Annotated in this window: 15 protein-coding genes and 1 riboswitch; of the genes, 8 read left to right on the top strand and 7 right to left on the bottom strand. The window is 44.2% G+C overall.

What is annotated here, in order from left to right; genetic code table 11:
• Positions 1-62: 62 nt before the first annotated feature.
• Entirely contained in the window at positions 63-2660 is a 2598-nt protein-coding gene (locus tag ABDK00_RS08960; protein WP_346238384.1) for a LamG domain-containing protein, read from the bottom strand.
• A gap of 116 nt (positions 2661-2776) precedes the next feature.
• Here ABDK00_RS08960 and ABDK00_RS08955 point away from each other — a divergent pair, with 116 nt between their 5' ends.
• The 6 genes from ABDK00_RS08955 (at position 2777) to ABDK00_RS08930 (ending at position 11735) form a co-directional block, all read left to right on the top strand.
• Complete coding sequence (locus tag ABDK00_RS08955; RefSeq protein ID WP_346238385.1) at positions 2777-5287, top strand: hypothetical protein; 2511 nt, start codon at positions 2777-2779, stop codon at positions 5285-5287.
• A gap of 186 nt (positions 5288-5473) precedes the next feature.
• Positions 5474-5666, top strand: a riboswitch (cobalamin riboswitch).
• 126 nt (positions 5667-5792) lie between these two features.
• Positions 5793-8087 (top strand): 5-methyltetrahydropteroyltriglutamate--homocysteine S-methyltransferase, encoded by a 2295-nt coding sequence (metE, locus tag ABDK00_RS08950; RefSeq protein ID WP_346238386.1) that lies wholly within the window; start codon positions 5793-5795, stop codon positions 8085-8087.
• A 171-nt stretch (positions 8088-8258) separates the two neighbouring features.
• Entirely contained in the window at positions 8259-8585 is a 327-nt protein-coding gene (locus ABDK00_RS08945; protein ID WP_346238387.1) for a hypothetical protein, read from the top strand.
• Positions 8586-8883: 298 nt separating this feature from the next.
• Positions 8884-9693 (top strand): MbnP family protein, encoded by an 810-nt coding sequence (locus tag ABDK00_RS08940; protein WP_346238388.1) that lies wholly within the window; start codon positions 8884-8886, stop codon positions 9691-9693.
• Positions 9694-9698: 5 nt separating this feature from the next.
• Entirely contained in the window at positions 9699-10724 is a 1026-nt protein-coding gene (locus ABDK00_RS08935) for a cytochrome-c peroxidase (RefSeq protein ID WP_346238389.1), read from the top strand.
• Positions 10725-10805: 81 nt separating this feature from the next.
• Complete coding sequence (locus tag ABDK00_RS08930; RefSeq protein WP_346238390.1) at positions 10806-11735, top strand: transporter; 930 nt, start codon at positions 10806-10808, stop codon at positions 11733-11735.
• A gap of 74 nt (positions 11736-11809) precedes the next feature.
• On the opposite strand, the gene ABDK00_RS08925 is transcribed toward ABDK00_RS08930, so the two are convergent.
• Positions 11810-12010, bottom strand: a complete 201-nt coding sequence (locus ABDK00_RS08925) for a CsbD family protein (protein ID WP_346238391.1) — start codon at positions 12008-12010, stop codon at positions 11810-11812.
• Positions 12011-12214: 204 nt separating this feature from the next.
• Between ABDK00_RS08925 and ABDK00_RS08920 the strand changes: the two genes are divergently transcribed.
• Positions 12215-13570 (top strand): Gfo/Idh/MocA family oxidoreductase, encoded by a 1356-nt coding sequence (locus ABDK00_RS08920; protein WP_346238392.1) that lies wholly within the window; start codon positions 12215-12217, stop codon positions 13568-13570.
• Positions 13571-13585: 15 nt separating this feature from the next.
• On the opposite strand, the gene ABDK00_RS08915 is transcribed toward ABDK00_RS08920, so the two are convergent.
• Positions 13586-14770 carry a glycoside hydrolase family protein gene (locus ABDK00_RS08915; protein ID WP_346238393.1) on the bottom strand — a complete coding sequence of 395 codons (1185 nt, stop codon included), beginning with the start codon at positions 14768-14770 and terminating at the stop codon, positions 13586-13588.
• Positions 14771-14914: 144 nt separating this feature from the next.
• Here ABDK00_RS08915 and ABDK00_RS08910 point away from each other — a divergent pair, with 144 nt between their 5' ends.
• Complete coding sequence (locus ABDK00_RS08910; protein ID WP_346238394.1) at positions 14915-16444, top strand: sulfatase; 1530 nt, start codon at positions 14915-14917, stop codon at positions 16442-16444.
• On the opposite strand, the gene ABDK00_RS08905 is transcribed toward ABDK00_RS08910, so the two are convergent.
• The 4 genes from ABDK00_RS08905 to ABDK00_RS08890 are packed head-to-tail and all read right to left on the bottom strand — an operon-like array spanning position 16445 to position 21824.
• Positions 16445-17011, bottom strand: coding sequence for a chemotaxis protein CheB (locus ABDK00_RS08905; protein WP_346238395.1), 567 nt, complete (start codon positions 17009-17011; stop codon positions 16445-16447).
• Positions 17012-17023: 12 nt separating this feature from the next.
• Positions 17024-17851: a protein-glutamate O-methyltransferase CheR gene (locus tag ABDK00_RS08900; RefSeq protein WP_346238396.1), complete on the bottom strand. Its 828-nt coding sequence runs from the start codon at positions 17849-17851 to the stop codon at positions 17024-17026.
• A complete protein-coding gene (locus ABDK00_RS08895; protein WP_346238397.1) occupies positions 17852-18226 on the bottom strand; it encodes a response regulator in 375 nt (124 codons plus the stop codon).
• 13 nt (positions 18227-18239) lie between these two features.
• Positions 18240-21824 (bottom strand): response regulator, encoded by a 3585-nt coding sequence (locus ABDK00_RS08890; RefSeq protein WP_346238398.1) that lies wholly within the window; start codon positions 21822-21824, stop codon positions 18240-18242.
• Positions 21825-21826: the final 2 nt, after the last annotated feature.

The raw sequence follows: 21826 nt of genomic DNA, 5'->3' as shown, positions 1-21826 counted from the left end.
TAAGACGGGTATTTTTTAGAAAAAAATAAAAATATACGTCTTTTTTTTACAGTATTCCCTTGTCAGGGATTGAGAGAAAGCAATTGACGGATTTCTGGCGACGGTTGATAAGCCTCTCCGTAGGTAAGTTTCCACTCGCGGGAAAACGCGTCTAAAATTGATGCCGCTTTGGTTTTATTTCGTGAAGAACTGACAAAAATTCTGAAAGCAAGTGCGCCTTCGTGCAGGGCATCAAATAAATGAATGGCGACGGCAGCCTCCGTTTTTAATGTTTCGTGGATTGTCGATGCTTCGTTCGAAATGATGAATTCCAACGTTTCAATCACTTCCAGGCCAATAGCGCTTTTGTATACATCGAGTATTTCCGACGGCAAATTTTTCAGAACAGGCCCTTTTGAAACAATTTGAAGATAGGCTTTGACCCGTTCCTCGTCGATCGGTCCTGAAGCTCGTCGCTGATCTTGTATAGCTTTCTGTAATTGGAAACAATTTTTGAGATCCAGGAAAACATCGTTGCCAAGGTGCACCGACCAGGTTTTGGCGCTGTAGCGAATGTCAACTAAGTTTTCGGGTATCACGTCGCGAATATTTTTCAGATAGGTGCTGCGAATATTTTTAGCGCTTTGAGGATTATGGCCCGGCCACATGATTTCTGAAAGTACTGTGGGACTGATATTTTTATTTTTAATTGTATGATATAATAAAACAAAAAGGAACACTTTTTTCTTTAACGAAAGATGCTGGAAAAGTTCGTGCCCTTCCCGATCGTAGAGCGAAAAATTACCAAAGCAGTATACGCTACATGTTACATCAACTTCTTGACTTTTAAATTCCGGTAGGGAAGCGGGTGCGGAAACCGGGGATTTTTGTCTGTTTCTCCTCAGAAAAAAAATACCCAGGAACAAAAGGCCCGCGATGGCCATCGCCCAGCCGTACCAGGGAAAGCGTTTTTCACCGGCTTCCAACATTCCATTGTAAACCTGGTTTATTTCATCATGGCTTAACGTTCGGTTCCAAAAGGCCATTTTCTTCACGCCGCCCTGGTAAAGCTCTTCCCATTGGTCGTTTCCCACCGCAAACTGGTCGATCGCTTTTAACGGAAAGTTTGCTATAAACATTGTTTCGGTAAGCTTTCCATTTTTATAAAACCGAATCCATTCGCTATTAGAAAATACAACAGCGATATGTTGCCACTGGCCGGGTAGTATGGTCGTTTTTGTGCTGATAACATCCTTGACTTGAGGGATCGTGAGGCATAATTTTTTCTGCCTGATTTTTACCACAAAATTGCTGGTGGACGACAATACTGCGTGGTTGCCCTGAACCTGCTCTGGTTGCAACCAAAAGGAAACGGTGAACTCACTTAGGCTATCAGGATTTTTCAGCACCTTGAAAAAAATACTGTTATTGCTGCCGTTGAAATAGGCATGGCTGCCTGCATTATCCTGTTTGGTGCTAAAATTCGCGTCGAGTTGCTCCACTTCCTGCGGAAGCTGCTTGTTGTTAAAAGGGAGGCGAAAGAGTAAACGGTTGTTTAAGGATAATTTTTTTGATTTGAAGTTTTTGAAATACTTGTAGCTGTTAATATTAAATGTAAACAGTTCGGGGATGAATGCATACCCTTCTTTTACGGGAATAGCATTGAGTATGCCGGAATACCGCTTGGTTCTTGGATTATACTTTATCTGGGGCGAACTAAGATGGGCGATACCGAAACTGGTTAAACCTTCCGAGCCGCGCCAGCGCACTTCAGTCATCGGCAGGTTATTTTCATCTACCGCGACGACTTTTACAGTTGGCGGCAGTTGCCTGGCAAAACTGTCAATTTCAGCCGGATGGGGTGTCAAAATAAAATTGGGATATTTTCCTGTGGTTGTAAAGAACTGCCGGAGCCTTGTGTGGTTGAGGAGTGAATCGCTATGTTGATCAAAAGTACGCACTATACTATCATTCAGTATCGTAAACCAGCCGTCAGCGCGCGCGGGGAACAGCTGCCGGGCGTTATAGGGGAATTGCGCTCCGATTGTTACATAATTGATGAAACTAAAATTATCCGGGTTATCCGTCTGTGTGTTAAATGATAATATTTGCTTCTTTTGTGCCAAAGTTTCTTTTAAAGCTGGCACACCCTTAGCCGGTTCGAGGGGAACGATCAAATCGGCGAAAAATTGATGAAAGGTTTTAAAGAGCGGCGTATTGTCTACAAAAATAAAACCGACAATTTGTTGCGAATTTGATTGAAGATAGTTTTTAATAAATGTCAGATCGGTTTGTGATAAAGTGGATGATTTATCAATCAATAGCGCTTTGTAACCCGATCGAAATAAGTCTTCAGCAGGAGTGGAACCTTTTATTGCAGTGGGAAACACGCCTTCGTCTACATATATATCGCGTAGTGGATTTTTTAAATACTGGCCATGTGAAGTGGCGCTTCCAAAAAAGATGAGAAGCAGCAATAGCGCGGACAGTAAACGGAAAGGCACTGCGGGTAATTTAAATCTGCCCCGCACGGTCTTTTCTCCAATTCCAAATGTCTTCCCTAATAATCGCATGCCATCACTTTGCCTGCAAAAATAAGCGTTACAACATAAGGTTTCAAAACCGCTGCCGTCAAAAGCGAGCCGGTCCGCATGGTCGAAAGGCACCGTAGCATAATCCATGAAATTTTAATTATAATCCATATTTTACAATCAAGCAGACGATACTTTCGAGACTTTTACCATTTATCAAAAAAATCGAACCCCCTCAATAGTTTCGACATAATATAACAATAACTATGACTTTTTTAAGAACGCCACTTCTGATCCTGGTCCTATTTTCTGCCATCAATTCTTTGGCGCAAACCTCGGCTGATATTTCTTTCGGAAGTTATCTGCTTCGTTTGAGCGACAAGGGTGTGATGAAGTTTTTAGGCAGAAAAATGGGCGGCAAAAGTGATAATTTTTTAAGTGCTGATGTTGCGTCATACCTGATGTCGATAAAGCGATTTGGAGAGGATGATGAGCGCTATCCTGATAAAGTAATTACGAAAAAGGTGGGAAATTCTTATGCGCTAAAAATTAACTTCGGTAAAGATATTGTTGAAGTGTTGATCAAGGTGAAAAAAGGTTATCTGACGGCAGAAGCTGTTCGTGTAGTCGGTGAGAAAAATATTGAATTGATTAACTGGGGAAAAATTCACACACGATTTAAGGAACACGTGGGCCAATCAGCAGGCGTAGTTTATGACGACCAGGCGGCGGTCGGGTTCATGGGATTGAATGTTAAAAGTTCGGGAGGATTTGAAATTAATCATCGCGAAAGATTTGGAAATGCTGCTCAGCGCACTGCTTACGGGAGTGTGCTCCAGGGTTTTACACGAAATAGAGCCAAGCAGCGCCTCGATGACAACTTTTTCCAGGAAAGGACAGTGGCGGTTCCTGTGAAAGATGATGATGCCCTGCTTACCGGATCAAAGTTTGCGATTTTTTGTGCCGAAAGATCCGGGCTGCTTCCGTTAATCAGTATCATCGAAATAGAAGAAGGCTTGCCTCATCTCAAGCATAATAACGAATGGATTAAAACCTCTTCTTATGCTACTTCCTCAAAATTTATTATGTCTTACGATATACATAATATTGACGCATGTTTGGATATTGCGCAGCGCGCCGGAATAACCAATGTGTACCATCCCAACATTTTTAAAACCTGGGGCACCTATTTGTTGGATAAAGAAAAATTTCCTGAAGGGGCGGCTTCCGTTGCGCTGTGCAGTGAAAAAGCGCGCCAAAGAAATATGAACCTTGGCGCGCACACGCTCAGCAATTTTATAACTACCAACGATCCGTTGGTCACTCCGGTTCCCAGCGAACAACTTCAACTGGCGGCGCCAACTGATCTTTCTAAATCTTTATCTATTGAGGATGACACCATCTTTTTAAAAAAGGGGTTTTTGCAGGCTTATGCTAAAGATGCGGAAATAAAAACGGAAAAAGTCTATAATGTAAACCGCAATAGAGAACTTTTTGCTGTTAAGATCGGAAAGGAGATTATCGAATATTCAGAAGCTAATTTGGTAGGCGATGCTATTCGGCTTACGGGCTGTAAAAGAGGGGCTTTCCAAACCGTAGCTACAGCGCATAGCAAGGGTTCGCAAGTGGCGCGGCTGGTGTCCCATTCGTATAAGGTATTTTTTGCTGATATAAATTTGCAGGACGAAGTGGCGCAGCATCTTGCGGCATTTTTTAACGAGGCGCAACTCAAACGCATCAGTTTTGATGGGGTGGAAGGTGGCGTAGCGACCGGCCATAACCGCTATGGCGGCGAACGTTTTATTGACGTTTTTTTTAAACATCTTAAGGACAAAAATATTGTGGCCAATTCAAGCGATGTAATGCACTACGCCTGGCATTATCTTTCTAATGAGAGTTGGGGCGAACCCTGGTGGTCGAAAAGTTTTAGAGAGTCACAGCTCGACCATCGCTTGCGCGTACAGGCCGCACTAAAGGACGATTTGTTGCCGCGAAAAATGGGGCAATTTAGTATCAGGGACAGTACAACGCTTAAAGATATACAATGGATCATGGGCCTTTGTGCGGGTTATGAGACGGGCGTTGATTTTTATATATCTCCGCAGATTATTAAAAAAAATCCTGAAGGTGAGCAAATTCTTAAAGCCATAAAAGATTGGGAAGCGGTGAGATTAAAAGGTTCTTTAAGCAATAAGCAAAAAGAGCTGCTTCGCAATGTATATAATTTGTACAGCCTGGAAGGTACGCTTGAACATCCGCGCATCCAACTCATCGAAAGTTGGGAGCCCGAACAAGGTAAGCTTCAAAACGAACACGAGCGAAACACGCTGCCAGAGCATATTCTGGAAAGCACAGGCGCGACAGTCATTTCCCTCGACTACCGGCATCAAAATTATGCACGCGAACCGGGCCAGCCCACGCATTCTGTTTTTGATTTTTATTCGTCGGGGCCAACACAGCCCTTGAAATTCGCGATACGCGTATCGCCGAATGCCACACACAATGTGGCGGGCATTTATTTAAGGTCAGGAGCCAGGGAATTGCGTATTCCTTTTGAGCTGAAGCCTGGGGAGCTGGTCGTCTTTGACGATGACCAGGTATTAAAACACTACACTGCTTCAAAGGAACTTCTAGAGACAGCAAGGCCTTCGAAAGCCTTTCAAATTAATAACGGGCATAATGAGATAATTGTGGATTATAACCCTATCGCCGGCGCAGCAGGACCCGAACTCATCTTCAATTTTAAAATTGACAAAAATAAAAAGGGGCAAAACTAATATTCTGATCGATAAATGAACTGAAACTTACAAAGCCCTTTCTCACCCCTGGAAAAGAAATATAAAAAGAATTATATTCTTTATAAATTTTTAATGATAGACTAAACCACTAAAATTTCGTCTATTTATAGATGATATGTATTGTTAAACTAAATTTGCTTAGCATTTAGAAATATTCTGTGCTGCTTTTATGGAAACCAAGAAGGTGACTGATGGAAATCAGTATGAAAAGGGAACCGTGTTTAAGTCACGGGCTGTCGCGCAACTGTAAGTAGTTAAAAAGGTTTCGGTTGATCAGTGCTCACTGTTCGAAAAACCGGATGGGAAGGGCAACCGGAATACTACAAGCCAGGAGACCTGCCTTTATTGGGAGACTTGCTTTCGCGTATTAAAGTAAAGGTCTGCGTTGGACCCCTCTTGTCAGGTTTATCCTGCAAAGTGCCACCAGTCTGTATTTCGCAAAGCTGTCCTATAAAAGTATTCTTCTAATTTAAAACGAATTTTAATGCAAACGCAAAACCTCGGCTACCCGCGTATTGGTGGTCAAAGACAATTGAAGAAAGCTTGCGAACAGTATTGGGCAGGCAACATCGATCTGAGCGATCTTCAGAAAACAGCATTTAAAATCAGGCAGGAAAACTGGCAAACGCAGCTGCAGGCCGGGCTTGATTTAATCCCCTGCAACGATTTTAGCTTCTATGATCAAACGCTGGATATGAGCCTCATGCTAGGCGCCATTCCTAAACGTTACAGCGCTGTACTCACAGAAGTGAAGAGCAACAATGAAACCGATCTTTATTTTGCAATGGCCAGGGGTTATCAAAAGAACGGGCTTGACGTAACCGCAATGGAAATGACCAAATGGTTTGACACAAATTATCATTATATCGTTCCGGAGTTCACGGCCGATCAGGAATTCAAACTTTTTTCCGAAAAGGTTTTTGGTGAATTCGTGGCTGCAAAGGCGGTCGTGGGGGATAAGGCGAAACCTGTGCTGATCGGCCCGGTAAGCTACCTGCTGCTGGGGAAAGAAAAGGAAGAAGGGTTTGATCGGACTGACCTGATAAAAAAGCTGCTGCCGGTTTATGTTCAGATACTTCAACGCCTTCAACAATTAGGCGCTAACTGGGTGCAACTGGATGAACCTTTCCTTGCCTTAGATTTATCAGAAAAAGAAAAAGCGACATTCACTCACGCATATCAATATTTAAAAAAAGAAGTCTATGGTCTAAAACTGATGGTAGCCACCTATTTTGAGGGTTTGCTGGATAATACATTGCTTGCTTTGAACCTGCCGGTTGCAGCGCTTCATATCGATTTAGTAAGAGCGCCGGGGCAATTGGAAGATGTACTGGCTGAAATCCCTCAAAATTTGATATTGTCATTGGGCGTTGTGGATGGTAGAAATATTTGGAAAAATGATTTTGAAAATTCATTGTCTTTTATCAGCAAAGCCTTAGAAAAATTAGGTGCAGAACGACTGATTATAGCGCCTTCCTGCTCGCTTTTACATACACCGATTGACCTCGACGCAGAAACGGGGATTGATCCCGAGATCAGGAACTGGATGGCCTTTGCCAAACAAAAATTGGATGAGGTGGTAACACTGAAAAAAATAGCTTCAGGTGATACAAGCCTTTTAAACCCGAATGGTGAAGCCATTAAAAGCCGACGGACTTCCAATAAAGTACATAGCAAAAAAGTGCAAGACCGTCTCGCAGCGCTAAATGTTGCGGACGTTGAACGAAAAGCAGATTTTAAAACCCGTCAAAAAATTCAAAAAAAACGTCTCAATTTACCGGCCTTTCCCACAACAACCATCGGCTCTTTTCCTCAAACTGATGATATCAGGCAATTGCGCGCTAAACTGAAAAAAGGCGAGCTATCGCCGGAGGCGTACGATAAGGCCATACAAAACGCTACTATAGAAATCATTCGTTGGCAGGAAGCGGTAGGCCTCGATGTGCTGGTGCACGGCGAATTTGAACGCAACGACATGGTGGAATATTTCGGAGAGCAATTAGCAGGCTTTTTATTTACTAAAAACGGGTGGGTGCAAAGCTACGGCAGCCGCTGTGTTAAGCCTCCGGTGATTTACGGAGATATTAGTCGTACCAATGACATGACGGTGCGCTGGAGCCAGTTCGCTGCTAGCCAAACGGACAAATGGATGAAAGGGATGCTTACCGGCCCTGTCACTATATTACAATGGTCTTTCGTAAGGGATGATCAGGAAAGGAGCCTCACCACCAATCAGATTGCGTTGGCTATTCGCGATGAGGTGTTGGCGCTTGAAAAAGCTGGCATCAGCATCATACAAATTGACGAAGCTGCTATCCGGGAAGGCCTGCCATTGCGCAAGGCCAAGAGAGCGGACTATCTCCAATGGGCGGTAGAAGCCTTTCGTATAACGGCCGGCGGAGTTGCAAATGAAACACAAATCCATACCCATATGTGTTATAGCGAATTCAACGATATAATAGAACATATTGCGGCTATGGACGCAGATGTGATTACGATTGAAACGTCGCGGTCACAAATGGAGTTGTTACAGGCTTTCGCGCATTTCAAATACCCCAACGAGATTGGGCCAGGCGTGTATGATATTCATTCGCCCCGCGTACCTTCAGCCAAAGAGATGGCCGATCTTTTAGAAAAAGCAGCCGCATTGCTTCCGGCGGAACACCTATGGGTAAACCCCGATTGTGGGCTTAAAACCCGGAAATGGCCGGAGACAAAAGCCGCATTGGAAAACATGGTGGCCGCCGCCCGGCAGGCGCGGGCGCATATAATGATTTAGTCAAATGTTGCAATAAATGGAGCGGGTTTTTAACGACCCGCTTTTTTATTTTTAATTTCGATCAAATGCGTGTCGAAACATTGATAGTTATTAACTTCGCGAAAAATTTGCGTGAAGCATTTCGTGGTCATATTATTAACGTTGTCGTTCGCTATTCAATCCTTTGGTAGCATGTGGCTGTATGTTGATTATGAAATAAACAGGGCGCGCTATGAAAAAAACTGTATCAACAAAGCCAGACCAAAATTAAAATGTAACGGTAAATGTCAGCTGGCAAAAAAAATCCAGGAAGAAGAAAAGAAAAACCAGGAAAACGCTGAAAAAAAAGCGGAAGTAAAATTGGCCCAAGTGTTATCTTCTCGGCACTTTTTTGCAACTATAGATGTGTGGCTAGCCAAGCGATCGCAAGACTTTCATGCTTTGGAGGATCTCCGTGAAATAAAAATGCCGCGATCGTTTTTTCATCCTCCATCTCTTCCATTCTCACATATTCTTTAATAATTATCCTGAACGCTCAGGTTCTATTATGAATCGCCTGCTGGTAGCACCGGTGACCGAGGAGGCCAGGCCGTGCCGCGCTGTTTCGCGGCTTTACAAATCCAATTGAAACTGGCAGAAAATTAGTGTCATTTGTGTATCCGGCCTGCGGTTGAGTAGAACGAGCGGGATAATGCATGCTCAGGATCAAACGGTCAGCGTACGGGCCGTGCTATACGTTTCCACTCCTAATTCTTATGTCACAACCGAGAGCGCGGTGATATAACCGCTCTCGGTGGAACTAATTAAAACTTTTAAAATGATAAAACATATATCCTACTTATTACTCATTGTTATAACGCTTTCTTCATGTAAAAAAGAGATAGGAGCGCCGCCGTTCGACCCCAACAATCTGGCGCCTTTGTCAGTAGAATTTGATAATATCGTCGGCGGACAAAACCTCGTTCTTAACACCGGCAATTATAAAAACGCTGCTGGAGAAACCTATAATATAAGCACACTTAAATACTTTATCAGCAATATTATAGTCTATAAGGCGGATGGCGCCCCATATGTAGTGCCACAGGATAGTAGTTATTTTTTAATTAACGAAGCCGAAGCTGATTCGCGCTTTGCCCGGGTGAATGTACCCGAAGGGGATTATTCAAAAATCACCTTCACACTGGGCGTCGATAGCCTGCGCAGCACCATGGATATCAGCAAAAGAACGGGGGTATTAGACCCGGCCGGCGGCCACGATGGTGGCATGTACTGGGGTTGGAACAGCGGTTATATTTTCTTCAAAATGGAAGGAAGCAGTCCGCAAGCGCCGGTTGATCCAACAGGACAGCATAGCTATCGGTATCACATCGGCGGCTTTGGCGGCTATTCGGCTCCCACATTAAATAACATTCACATCATTACTATGGACCTTACCAATCGGGGCATCGCACAGGTTCGTAAAAACAGAAAGGCGAATATTCATCTTTTTACAGACATCTCGAAATTGTTTAATGGCGCTACTCAAATTAGCATCGCTTCCAACCCGCAGGTGATGTTTAGCGCATATAGTACTACCGTAGCCAACAACTTTGCTGCGATGTTTACCCACGATCATACTGAAAATTAAACGTGATGAGAAAAAAGCAGGTAGCGATTATTCTTATCCTCGCAGCGGCCGTTGCCGCGTGTAGCAGGGATGACTTTGCTATAGACGTACCCTTTTTAGGGTTTACCAAACCAGCGCACTTTCCCGATCCGGTTTATAAAATTGCGAATAACGAGGTCACAAAAGACGGTTTCGAGCTCGGACGAAAATTATTCTATGAGCCCCGCCTGTCTCGCAATAACACTATCAGCTGCGGCAGCTGCCACATCCAAAGTGCAGCTTTCACACAACACGGCCACGATGTAAGTCATGGTATAGATGACCGGCTGGGAAGACGCAACAGTCCGCCGATTATGAATCTGGCATGGACGCCGTTGTATATGTGGGACGGTGGCGTTTTTGATCTCGATTTGCAGCCGATCGTTCCTATTACGGCGCACGAAGAAATGGACGAATCGGTATCCAATGTTATTGCCAAGCTTCAAAATCACAGCGCTTATCCGGCGCTGTTCAAAAAGGCGTTTGGCAGCGACCAGATTACAACCGCCAATTTTACAAAAGCCCTTTCACAGTTTATGATCATGTGCATCAGCGCTGAAACCAAGTATGATAGCGTCGTGCAGCATTTAGGCAATGCAGCTTTCACAGCGCAGGAAGAAGCGGGCTACAGGCTTGTTCAGCAGCACTGTGGCGGTTGTCATAAAGAACCTTTGTTCACAGACAATAGTTTTAGGGATAATGGCATCGGAGCGGGCGCAAATAATGATCAGGGGCGATATGAGGTCACATTGAATGAGTCTGATAAATATAAGTTCAAGGTGCCGAGCCTCCGGAATTTAGCGTACAGCGCTCCTTATATGCACGATGGCCGGTTTATTCGGCTCGATGCCGTGATTGATCATTATAGTGAAATAAAGGGAAGCGTTGATTCCGACCCACTTTTGCGAAATGGTCTGTCGCTCAATGCAGCCGAAAAGGAGAAAATACTGGCTTTTCTCAACACGTTAAACGACCAGAATTTTGTTAACAACCCGGCTCTTGCCGAACAATAGCGAGACATGAAAATTTTCAACACATTGCGCTAATAAAAAATAATCGGCAGGAAAGCCGGACACATTATTAATAACAAACTCATGAAAAAACTTTATCTGATATTATTCATTTTCGGTTGGCCGATCGCAGCGGTGAGTTGTGATATTTGCGGATGCGGCGCCGGCAACAACTATATTGGTATTCTCCCTGAATTTCATAAACATATCGTCGGCCTGCGATATCGATTTAACAGGGTTATTTCGCATGTCGGGGTAGGAGGGGCTAAGACCCCACTAACAACGGCCGAACAGTACAACATTGTAGAAGCCTGGGGCGGTTGGAATCTTTCCGATAAAGTACGGGTTATGACGACGGTACCCTATAGCTTTAACCAGAAAACAAACGATGGCGGCCGCGCCTATAAAAGTGGCCTTGGCGATATTAGCGTATTTGGATTCTATCAAGTCTTAAATACACGGAAAACGGTATCCGGAAAAGAAAGCTCGAGATTGATGGTGCAAAGCCTTTGGTTGGGTGGTGGCGTCAAACTGGCGACAGGCAAATACGATCCGACAAGCCGGCAGGCAGAAGCGCCGACTGCCAATCTTTTCCAGCTGGGAACAGGAAGCTATGATTTCAACCTTAATGCGATGTATGATATCCGGTTGCAGGACGCCGGCCTCAACATCAACGGCAATTATAAATTGAATACAGCAAATCAGTTCGACTATCAATACGGTGATAAGGCGAGTATGAATGCGCAACTATACTACAAGTTCAGGACAAAGCATATGATAATGATCGCCCCCAACGCCGGCATTCAGTATGAGCATTCGCAAACAGACCGGGACGATAATATTAAAGTTATTACATCCGGCGGCAATTTGGTTATGGGAACTTTAGGCCTTGAAACTGCTTTTGGCAAGTGTGCAGTTGGCGCCAACTATCAAACCCCGTTGTCGCAATCCCTCGCCCGTGGTATTGTAAAAGCAGAAAATAGGTGGATGGTTCACTTCGCAATAGCGCTCTAAGCGAACAGTGCAAATTATCCCTATAAAAAAGGCCGCTAAATTGCGGCCTTTTTAGGAAAAGATCTATCAAGTTATTAATCGAATTTGAGGTCATCAAAAAATTTATTGATATTGTCTTTCGTTTCTCCGGTACGTTTCTGAATACGTCCAACAACCTCTTCTTCTTTACCTTCTTCATAAAGTAAATCGTCGTCGGTGAGATCGGCCCATTTTTGCTTCAGGCTGCCTTTTACGATATTCCAGTTTCCTTTTACTTTGTCGTTAAACTTACTCATGGTGATAATATTTAAGGTTATTTAATAGTGCTTAATTATATGCCAAATTGATGCCATCTTTTTATTCAAACGTCTATTTTAACATATTTTAATACTGTTGGCCCGGGTACAAAAAGCTGTTTATACTAAGATATTTTGATTATCTTGGATTTTTAAATACAACGATTGCTGTAGTGATTGTATTTATTACCTCAAACACGCCACATGAAACATTCTCGTCGCGCATTTATAAGGCAAGGCTCGATCGCCGGTGCCGGATTATTGTTGTCAGGCCAAGGCTTTAGCGCCAAAAGTTACAAACGGATTATCGGCGCAAACGACCGGGTTCGTGTTGGCGTTGTAGGCTTTTCCGATCGCCACCGCGCTTCGCATATGCCTTGCTTTCTGAATCATTGTAAAGAAATGAATTTTGAAATCGTTGCCGTTTCTGATATCTGGAAACAACGCCGCGAGGAAGGTGCTGCGATGTGGAAGGCAAAAATGGACCGGCCTGTCAATGCGTTTCGAAATAACGAAGAAATGTATGGTAAGCAAATTGTCGACGCTGTTTTTATAAGCACGGCTGATTTTCAACATGCGCTACACACCATCGAAGCTGTTAAGGCCGGATGCGACGCCTATGTTGAAAAGCCATTTGCCGAGTCGATGGAGGATAATCGCGCGGCCTTAAAAGCCGTGAAAGCATCCGGCAAAATTGTGCAAATTGGATCGCAACGCCGAAGCGGCGCTAATTATCATGCTGCAAATGATTTTATCAGATCTGGTAAATTCGGGCCTATTACAATGGTCGAACTCACATGGAACGTAAACCAACCAGGGCGTTGGCGCCGTCCTGATCTTTTAAAGGTTTTGAAAGAAGAGGACACTGACTGGAAGCGCTTTATTATGAACCGCCCTTTTGAGCCATTTGATCCGCGCCTTTATCTTGAATATCGTTTGTTCTGGCCTTATTCATCGGGCCTGCCAGGTCAATGGATGAGCCATCAAATTGATACGGTGCATTGGTTTACCGGTTTGAAACATCCGCGCAGCGTGGTAGCGAATGGCGGCATTTACCAGTGGAAGGATGGCAGAAGAAATTGGGATACGATTCTTGCAGCGTTTGATTACGGCCCGCTGGATGATCCTTCTAAAGGCTTTCAGGTTACGTTTGCATCGCGCATGCACAACGGCGAGGAGCGGCCTTCAGAAATCTATTATTCAAATGGGGGAGAACTGAACCTGATTACCAATAAGATATCCTCAAAAGGCGGGCTTACGCAGAAGATGGCCGCAGCAATGGGCATGCAGGCTAACCTGTTACCGGATATTGATTTACCTAATAAAGAAAAAGCCGTTGCTGCTGCTAACACTGGGGGCGATGTGCTCACCTCCAACCATGTAAGAAACTGGATGGAATGCGTCAGAAGCAGGAAGCAGCCCAATGCACCGGTGGAAGCAGGCTATAGTCACAGCATCGCCAATATTATGACTACGGCTGCCGCTCATACAGGCAACAAAGCCACTTTCGATGAGTCGACACAGGAGGTGATGGTTAACGGCAAAGTTTTTAAATATTAGACTTTAGTGGGAGTCCTATTTGTGGAACAAAGGAATGTGCACGTTGAAGGTGTTATGTTTTTTGTCAACCGCATCCGGGTTGGTATCGCGCGGATTGTTGACAGCAGCAGCCGCAAACAAAGCTAAAGGCTTCCCGTTCGGCGCGGTTACTACAAAAGGCCTTTCGAGGTTATGCAAACTGGTTTTTATTCCGTTCTTAAACCGGATTTCTTTTAGTGTGACCAGCGTATGTTGAGCGGGCTTCCAATCAAAACCATTTTCAGAAGTAAGCAGGATCATTGCACCAAATTGAGGCGCGAGCACAAGTTCGTTTGAATAATATTTCGCAACCGCATAAAAACGCTTTCTCTTTTTATCGTACCACATGCTCGGATCTTCGCTCGCGGTTTCAGCCTTGTTTAAAACGCTGCCCCTCGTAACGAAAGGACCTTCCGGTGTCGGCGCCGTCGCAATCCAAAAAGTCATATGCCCTACATTCGGCCTTCTCGATTTGTACATCATGTAAAATTGACCGTCGGGGCCCTCCGTCACTGCCGGATTAGTGGCCACTTCAAAAGTGTTTTTGTTGTCGGGCGACATGATAACCTTTGGCGCGGCAAAATTTCCGTTTACCAGGTCAGCAATAGACGCTGCTTTAATCACGCCGATTTGCTGCGAGCAATTATACTTCAGCCATTGCAAATTTTCCTTAGTGGTAGCACGATTGAGCGTGTAAGCGCTATCGAAGGCGTTACTGATAAAATACAAATAATAGCTACCATTGAATTTTCGGATCAGTGGGTTATGGTAGGTGAACCGGTTCCATTTCTGGGGATCGCCTGTTCCTTTTAAAATTGTTTTGACATGCCGATAGGGGCCATCCATCTTTTCCGCAACAGCGTAAGCTATTTCCGAATATTTGTTCCATCCGGCGAAGCCGTCGAAAATATAGTTTAAAGAATCGTCCTTTTCAAGCCGGCGTCCATGGGGCCAGCGCGAATAGAACATATGGTATTTACCGTCGTCGCCTGCTACAACGCTTGCGCCCCAGGTGTAATAATTTTCGGAAATAAAAACATTCGTCGAATCTATTTTCCCGATCATCCTTGATAGGTCAAGATCATCTTGTGCTTTTGCAAAGCCCGTTATAAATAGGAGCAAGGCCGCCAACACCCTTTCTTTTTTTAAAAGAACATCCATTCCTTTTTTTGCCTTCAACATGTTTATTTACTTTCTTTCGATTCGTTGAAACCCAAATATACTAAGGCTTTCGCAGTTCCAAGCCTTCATCTGAGCAAACGATTGCATAAAAATTTATCGGAATATTGTGCTACTTTCCCTTCCATAACGATAATAAATTCAACAATGAAAAGGTTCATCCCCATACTTGTCATTTCCCTGTTCTGCTCAGTTGCTGGTGTTGCTCAACAAAAGACAACCCTCCCAAAACCCAACGTCGTATTATTCCTGGTGGATGACATGGGGTGGATGGATACCTCGCAGCCATTTGGTGATTCGATCATGCCACTTAACAGAAAATTTCATACGCCCAATATGGAAAGGATGGCCAAGGAAGGCTTGCTTTTTCACCAGGCTTATGTAAACTCGGTTTGCACGCCGACGCGTACGACGCTCATCAGCGGATTGAGTTCTGTTAGAACGCATATCACCAACTGGACTTCTATCACGCCCGATCGCGCCACTGATTATAAAGATGAAGTGCTCGCAGCGCCAGCCTGGAACATTAACGGGTTGAGTACGATTGAGGAGCCCCATACTTTTTTATATCGCAAACCACTACCGCAATTACTTAAAGACGCCGGCTATTTTACCATTCACGTAGGAAAAGCGCATTGGGGCAGCCTTGGAACAAATGGAAGCGATCCCAGAAACATGGGCTTTGTGGTGAACATTGCAGGATCTTCTCTAGGACATCCGCAAAGCTATTATGGCCAGCAAAACTATGGCAACATGCCGGGTAAAACGACTTATAACGCCGTACCCGATTTGCAGGCTTTTTATGGCAAAGACGTTTTTCTGACAGATGCCTTAACAGAAAAAGCAACGGGTGCGCTGGATTTTCCTATAAAAAACAAAATACCTTTTTTCCTTTATTTGGGGCACTACGCCGTGCATACGCCCATACAAGCTGATCCCCGCTATTTCGGTAAATATCTCAACAAAGGGCTCGACTCGATTGAAGCCGCTTATGCTTCTTTGGTTGAAGGAATGGATAAAAGTCTGGGCGACCTGATGGACTATTTAAAGAAGAAGGGCGTTGAGAAAAATACGGTTGTTATTTTTATGTCGGATAATGGTGGCCTTTCAAATGTTGCCCGGGGTGGAAAGAGAAACACGCACAATCTGCCGTTGCGGGCTGGAAAAGGTTCTCCCTACGAAGGCGGTGTCCGCATTCCAATGATGGTAAAATGGCCGGCTTTGGTAAAACCCGGAACCAAAACGAACAGTTATGTCAGCGCAGAAGATTTTTTGCCTACCGTACTTGAAATAGCTGGCGTAACCAGCCAGCAAGCAACTGATGGCAAAAGCTATTTGCCTGTATTAAAAAACCCTTCGATAATTGATAACAAAAGACCACTTTTGTTTCATTATCCTAACCGTTGGACCTTCTTGGCGGATGAAGGCTATGCATGGTCGAGTGGCATGCGGCTTGGCGCATGGAAGATTATATATTTGATGAAGGATAAAAAACTAGAACTTTATAATTTAGAAAAAGACCTGGGAGAGCGTAACGATCTTGCCAAATCAAATCCAAAGCAATTAAAAGAGCTCGCCCAAATATGGACGCGTGAGCTAAAAGCAAGAGGGGCCCAGATGCCTACCTGGAAGGCAACCGGCGAAGCAGTGGCCTGGCCGGATGAGTTAATTCCATAATCAGTTTAAATGATTGATAAAGGAAGCCATTTCTCCTGGCTTCAATATTTTATTCACGTTAAGGCTAAGCAATGTTTGTTTCGGCATAAAATCGAACTCAGCGGTGTCTGGATCCTGCACCAATACGCGGCCACCACAGTTGGAGATAAATTGCAAACCATCCGTCCCGTCTTGATTGGCGCCCGAGAGTAAGAGCGCTGTAGTTTCCTGCTGAAATTTTTTTGCGGCCGATTGAAAAGTTACATCAATCGAAGGCCTGGAGTAGTTTACTTTCTCCGAAACATCAAGAGAAATCTGTTGTTTGGTTTCAAAAAGCAGATGATAGTCAGCCGGTGCAAGATAGATGCGGCCGTTTTTGAGCAACATTTTATCGTGGGCTTCATAAACCGGAATCTTGCTGTAAAAGCCAAGTAAAGTATCCATCGCGCTTTCATGATAGGCTTTTCTATGCAACACAACAACTACCGGAAAAGACAGATCATTCCTAAGCTGCGGCAATATTTCAAGCAAAACACTAATACTGCCGGCAGAACCACCGATCAAAAAAATGCCTGTCTTTTGTTCCATCGACATGCTGCTTTAATGATGTAATTTCTTCCAGATCTTTTCGTCGAAACATCTTTTATAACGATGTTCGATCGACGAAAACCGAAGGGTCTCTTTTGCGCCAAGGGCCAGGTAACCAAATGGCTGTAAACTTTCATCGAACAACCTGAATACTTTGTTTTGTAAATTCCTGTCAAAATAAATCAACACGTTTCGACAAAGAATCAGTTGAAACTCGTTAAACGACGCATCCGAAACCAGATTATGGGTAGAAAAAATCATTTTCTCGCTCAGATCTTCGTTAAATTTTACCAGGTCGTAGCGAGACACATAATACGAAGAAAATTCGCTTTTTCCTCCCGAAAGCAGATAATTTTCCTCGTACTGCTTAATAGCGGCGGCAGAAAAAATGCCGCGGGAAGCTTTTTCAAGCACACCCGGATTAATGTCTGTCGCGTAGATAAGCGATTTACGATAGAGGTTTGCTTCTTTTAAAAGAATGGCCAGTGAAAAAGCTTCTTCGCCCGTAGCACAACCCGCCACCCAAATTCTAATAAACGGGTGTGTCCCCAACTTTGGAAAAATCTGTTCCCGTAAAGTTTTGAAGAAATGCGGATCCCGAAACATTTCAGTCACATTCACGGTGATCTCTTCTATAAATCTGGGAAGATAGGACGCGTCGCTTACAAGCCGGTGACGCAGCTCAGCGAAACTCGTGAACTTATCAATGACGCAAATCCTGTTTAACCTTCGCTTTAAAGAAGCTCTGCTATATTGTGTAAAATCGTAGCTGTAGCGACAGGCAATGTCGGTTAACAACATTTCCATCTCCTCGTCTTTAACAATATCGGGTTCGATCATCTATAGCCATTTTTCAATCATGTTCAATAATCGATCCACATCGATGGGCTTAGAAATATAACCATTGGCGCCCGCTTCCATGCATTTCTCCCTGTCGCCGGTCATAGCGTTTGCCGTTACAGCAATAACGGGAACATGACGAAAAGCTTCAGTTGAACGGATGATTTCTATCGTTTCATAACCATCCATTTCGGCCATCATCATGTCGAGCAACACCAACCCGATATCGCCATCCTGCTTCAGTGCGTCCAGTCCCTCTGATGCGGTGAGACATGACTTAAACTCATAATTCCTGGCTTTTAAAGTTAATTGCAGCGCGAAAATATTCCTGCTGTCATCGTCGATGATTAGTATCTTCTTTTGCTTCTCACTCATTGTACAGTTTGCTTTAATTTTCGTATAACCATACCCTCAACAGGGATAACAGCTGATCTTTGTCTACCGGCTTTGATATATAATCAGACGCGCCTGCCTGGATACATTTTTCCCTGTCACCAGTCATCGCTTTAGCTGTCACGGCAATGATCGGCAACTTTTTATAAGCAGGCATATTTCTGATTTGCTGGATTGTTTCGTAGCCATCCATCTCGGGCATCATCATGTCCATGAGAATTACTGTTGTACCCGGATGGTTTTTGAGTTGCTGTAGCGCTTCTTTTCCATCAATAGCCGAAATAACTTTCATTTGATAGTTCTCGAGCGTTTTGGTAAGCGAAAAAATATTTCTCACATCGTCGTCCGCAATAAGAACCGTTTTTTCTTTCAGCACTTCATTAAGCGCCCCTAATTTGCTGGCCGGCTTGCTACCCTGATTGGTATGGCTTTCTTCCACGAGGTGGAGAAAAAGGCCCACTTCATCAAGGATCCGCTGAAAGGAATGAGCTGTCTTAATGACGATGGAGTCCGCATATTGCCGAATCTTCATCTCTTCGGCATGGGATAAATTTTTACCTGTGAAAATAATAATCGGCAGATCTTCGAGTCCCTTTTTTTGCTTGATAGCTTCCAGTGTCTCGTAACCGGTTTTATCGGGCACGCCCATATCAAGAATGACGCAATTTACCTGATCAGAAGCCAATGCATTAATGCTTTCCTCCACATTGGTTTTTATTTCAGAAGTGATGTTGAAGTTGCTCAGGAAATAAGAAAGCGCTGTCGCGTGCTTGGGGTTTTCCTCAACAATTAAAACTTTTTTTGGATTGCGGGTTAAAGCGTGTTCGATTTTTTTAAAAATTCCGCCCATCTGCTCGAGCGCGATCGGTTTATTAATAAAATCAATAGCGCCCTTCAATAAACTTTCTTTCTTCACTTTCAAGGAAGACATGATGTGCACCGGAATATGACGTGTTTTCGCGTTTGCTTTTAATTCATCCATGACCTCCCAGCCATTTTTTACCGGCAATTGGATATCAAGCAAAATTGCTAGCGGCTGGTAATTTTCTGCCGCCTGCACTGCCAGATCGCCCCTAACGACAATGACGCCTTTGTAGTGCTGTTTGTGCGTGAACTTCAGTAAAGCCTTCGCGAAGTTGGTATCGTCTTCAACGATCAGGATGACCTTATCTCCCGACTGTATACTGTTACGATCGTCTGGGACGTCTTCAGGAATCTGTAGCGCAGGTTTAGGAGCGTCGATGCCATCGGGCGGTGCTTCAAAATCAAATGCCGGCGCCGCCGTTTGTTCTTCCTGATCCTTGTGAGTATGGCGTACTTCTTTTAAGGGTATGGCTAACGTAAAATGACTTCCGCTCCCCATCTCGCTTTCGACAGTAATTTCGCCGCCCAGCAAACGCGCTAATTCCCTGCTGATCGACAATCCCAGACCCGTTCCTCCAAACTTCCTGCGAGTGGAACCGTCGGCTTGCTGGAAGGCTTCAAAAATAATTTTCCTGTTTTCTTCGCTAATCCCAATCCCGGTGTCTTTAACAATAAAATGTAGGAAATCCGCGTCATGGGTAGGTTGGGAAACAGACAGTTGCACTGATCCTTCCTGTGTAAATTTAATTGCGTTCGACAACAGGTTTCTTAAGATCTGCTCTAACCGCAGCTTGTCCGTATTTAAAGTAGCAGGCACTTCAGATGTGATCTCAATACCGAAATCCAATCCTTTGTCTTTCGCCACAGGCGCAAATAAGCTATAGAGGTCATTCTTCAATTCTGTCAGATCGATTTGCTTATATTCCAGCTCCATCTTACCAGCTTCGATTTTAGACAAATCCAAAATCTCATCGATCAGGCTCAAAAGACTTGAACCTGAACTTTGAATCACTTTTGCTGACTCCACCTGATCAGCCGTGAGATTTTCGTCGCCGTTCTCAACCATCAGGCGTGACAAAAGCAAAATGGAGTTGAGCGGCGTTCTTAACTCATGAGACATGTTGGCCAAAAACTCTGATTTGTACTTCGTGCTCAATGCAAGCTCTTCGGCCTTTTTCTGTATTTCAGAATTGCGGTGTGCGATCAAAATGTTTTTTTCCTCGAGCAATTTAGATCGCTCTTCCAATTCCTGGTTAGATTGAAGCAACTCTTCCTGCTGCACCCTTAGTTCTTCTTCGGAAGCCTGCAACTTCTGGGTCTGGGCTTCAAGCTCCGCGTTCAGGTTCTCTAATTCTGACTGCTGCGTTTGCAATTCCTCCGTTTGCGCCTGCGTTTCCTCCAATAAAGACTGGATATGTTTTCTGCCCTTCGCTGCGATCACTTCCAGCGCAATGATACGGGCTGCTTCATTTAAAAAGTCCAACTCGAGCGTGCCAAAAGCCTCGTTGGATCCCAGTTCGATAACACCCATGCATTGTCCTTTAATTACCATGGGTATTACCGCGATATGTTTTACTTTTAATTGCCCTGCCGCAAAGCTTACAACAAAATCATCCTCAGCGATAGGGCTGAAGGTTTTCACTTCGCGGTCTCTGAAAACCTGACCGATCATTCCTTCACCTGGCGCATATTGCTTTCTCATGTAACCTTCAAGCGCGTAAGCACCCTGAAGCTGCAAGCTGCCTTTGTCTAATAAGTAAAAAGCGCCATTTACACACCCACCATAGCCTACCAAATATTCTAAAGCATCTTTGGCAATAGCTTCTTCCGTCTTATTGCCGATTAAAATTTCATTAAGCTGCGCCAGACCCGCCTGCCGCCATTCGTTGTTATTAATATTGTCGAACGAGACTTCCAGCGACGATGCCATGTGGTTGAGCGACGCGGCCAGACTGCCCAAATCATCTTCCTGCTCATCCGATACACGCACCGAGTAATCGCCTTTTGATATTTCATGGGCGATCTGTTGAATAATATTAAGACGGCGGCTGGTGTGTTCATCTTTTTCGCGCAGCGCCTGCTGCATTTTTTCACGCTTTTTAAATTCATCTCTTATCTGCAAATAGAAATAGATGGTTATGAACAAAGAAACAGCGGCAGCAAACAAAATAAACCAAAGCGTCGCGGTTGAGTTATCATGCATTTTGTCGCTGCTACTGGCAAGACGGGCCGACTCATCATCAATAAGGTCGTCAAGTATGCTGCGGCAGCGATCCATGTAGGTTTTACCCTGCTCGAGCTGGTCGACTATAATGGTCCCCCCCGATTTTTTTATAGCTACCTGTTCATTTAAAGCACTGATTTCTTTGCTGGCAATTCTATCGATGCTATCTACGCGAAGAACCTGCTGCCTATTGTTAGCTACCAGCTGACGACAATCAGAAATAGACTGCGGCAACGATGCCAGGCTTTCATAAAAAGGTTCTAAAAAACTCGCACGGCCGGTCAATAAATAGCCCCGCAGGCCGGTTTCTGCATTTTGCAGGTCGATCAAGATCTGATTGCCAGCTTTGATCTTTTGTTGGGTTTTTATTACTTCTGCCCGGTTGTTTATTTGGCTTCTGATACTAATATAAGACGCCGATGAACTTAAGATCAGAATAAGCAGAGAGATGCCGAAACCGACTTGTAATTTTCGAATTAACTTTTTTGACATAA

The sequence above is a fragment of the Niabella insulisoli genome (genome assembly GCF_039652435.2).
Classification (GTDB): Bacteria; Bacteroidota; Bacteroidia; order Chitinophagales; family Chitinophagaceae; genus Niabella; species Niabella insulamsoli.
The sequence above is the reverse complement of the archived record's forward strand: the minus strand, read 5'-3'. Positions and strand labels throughout refer to the sequence as shown.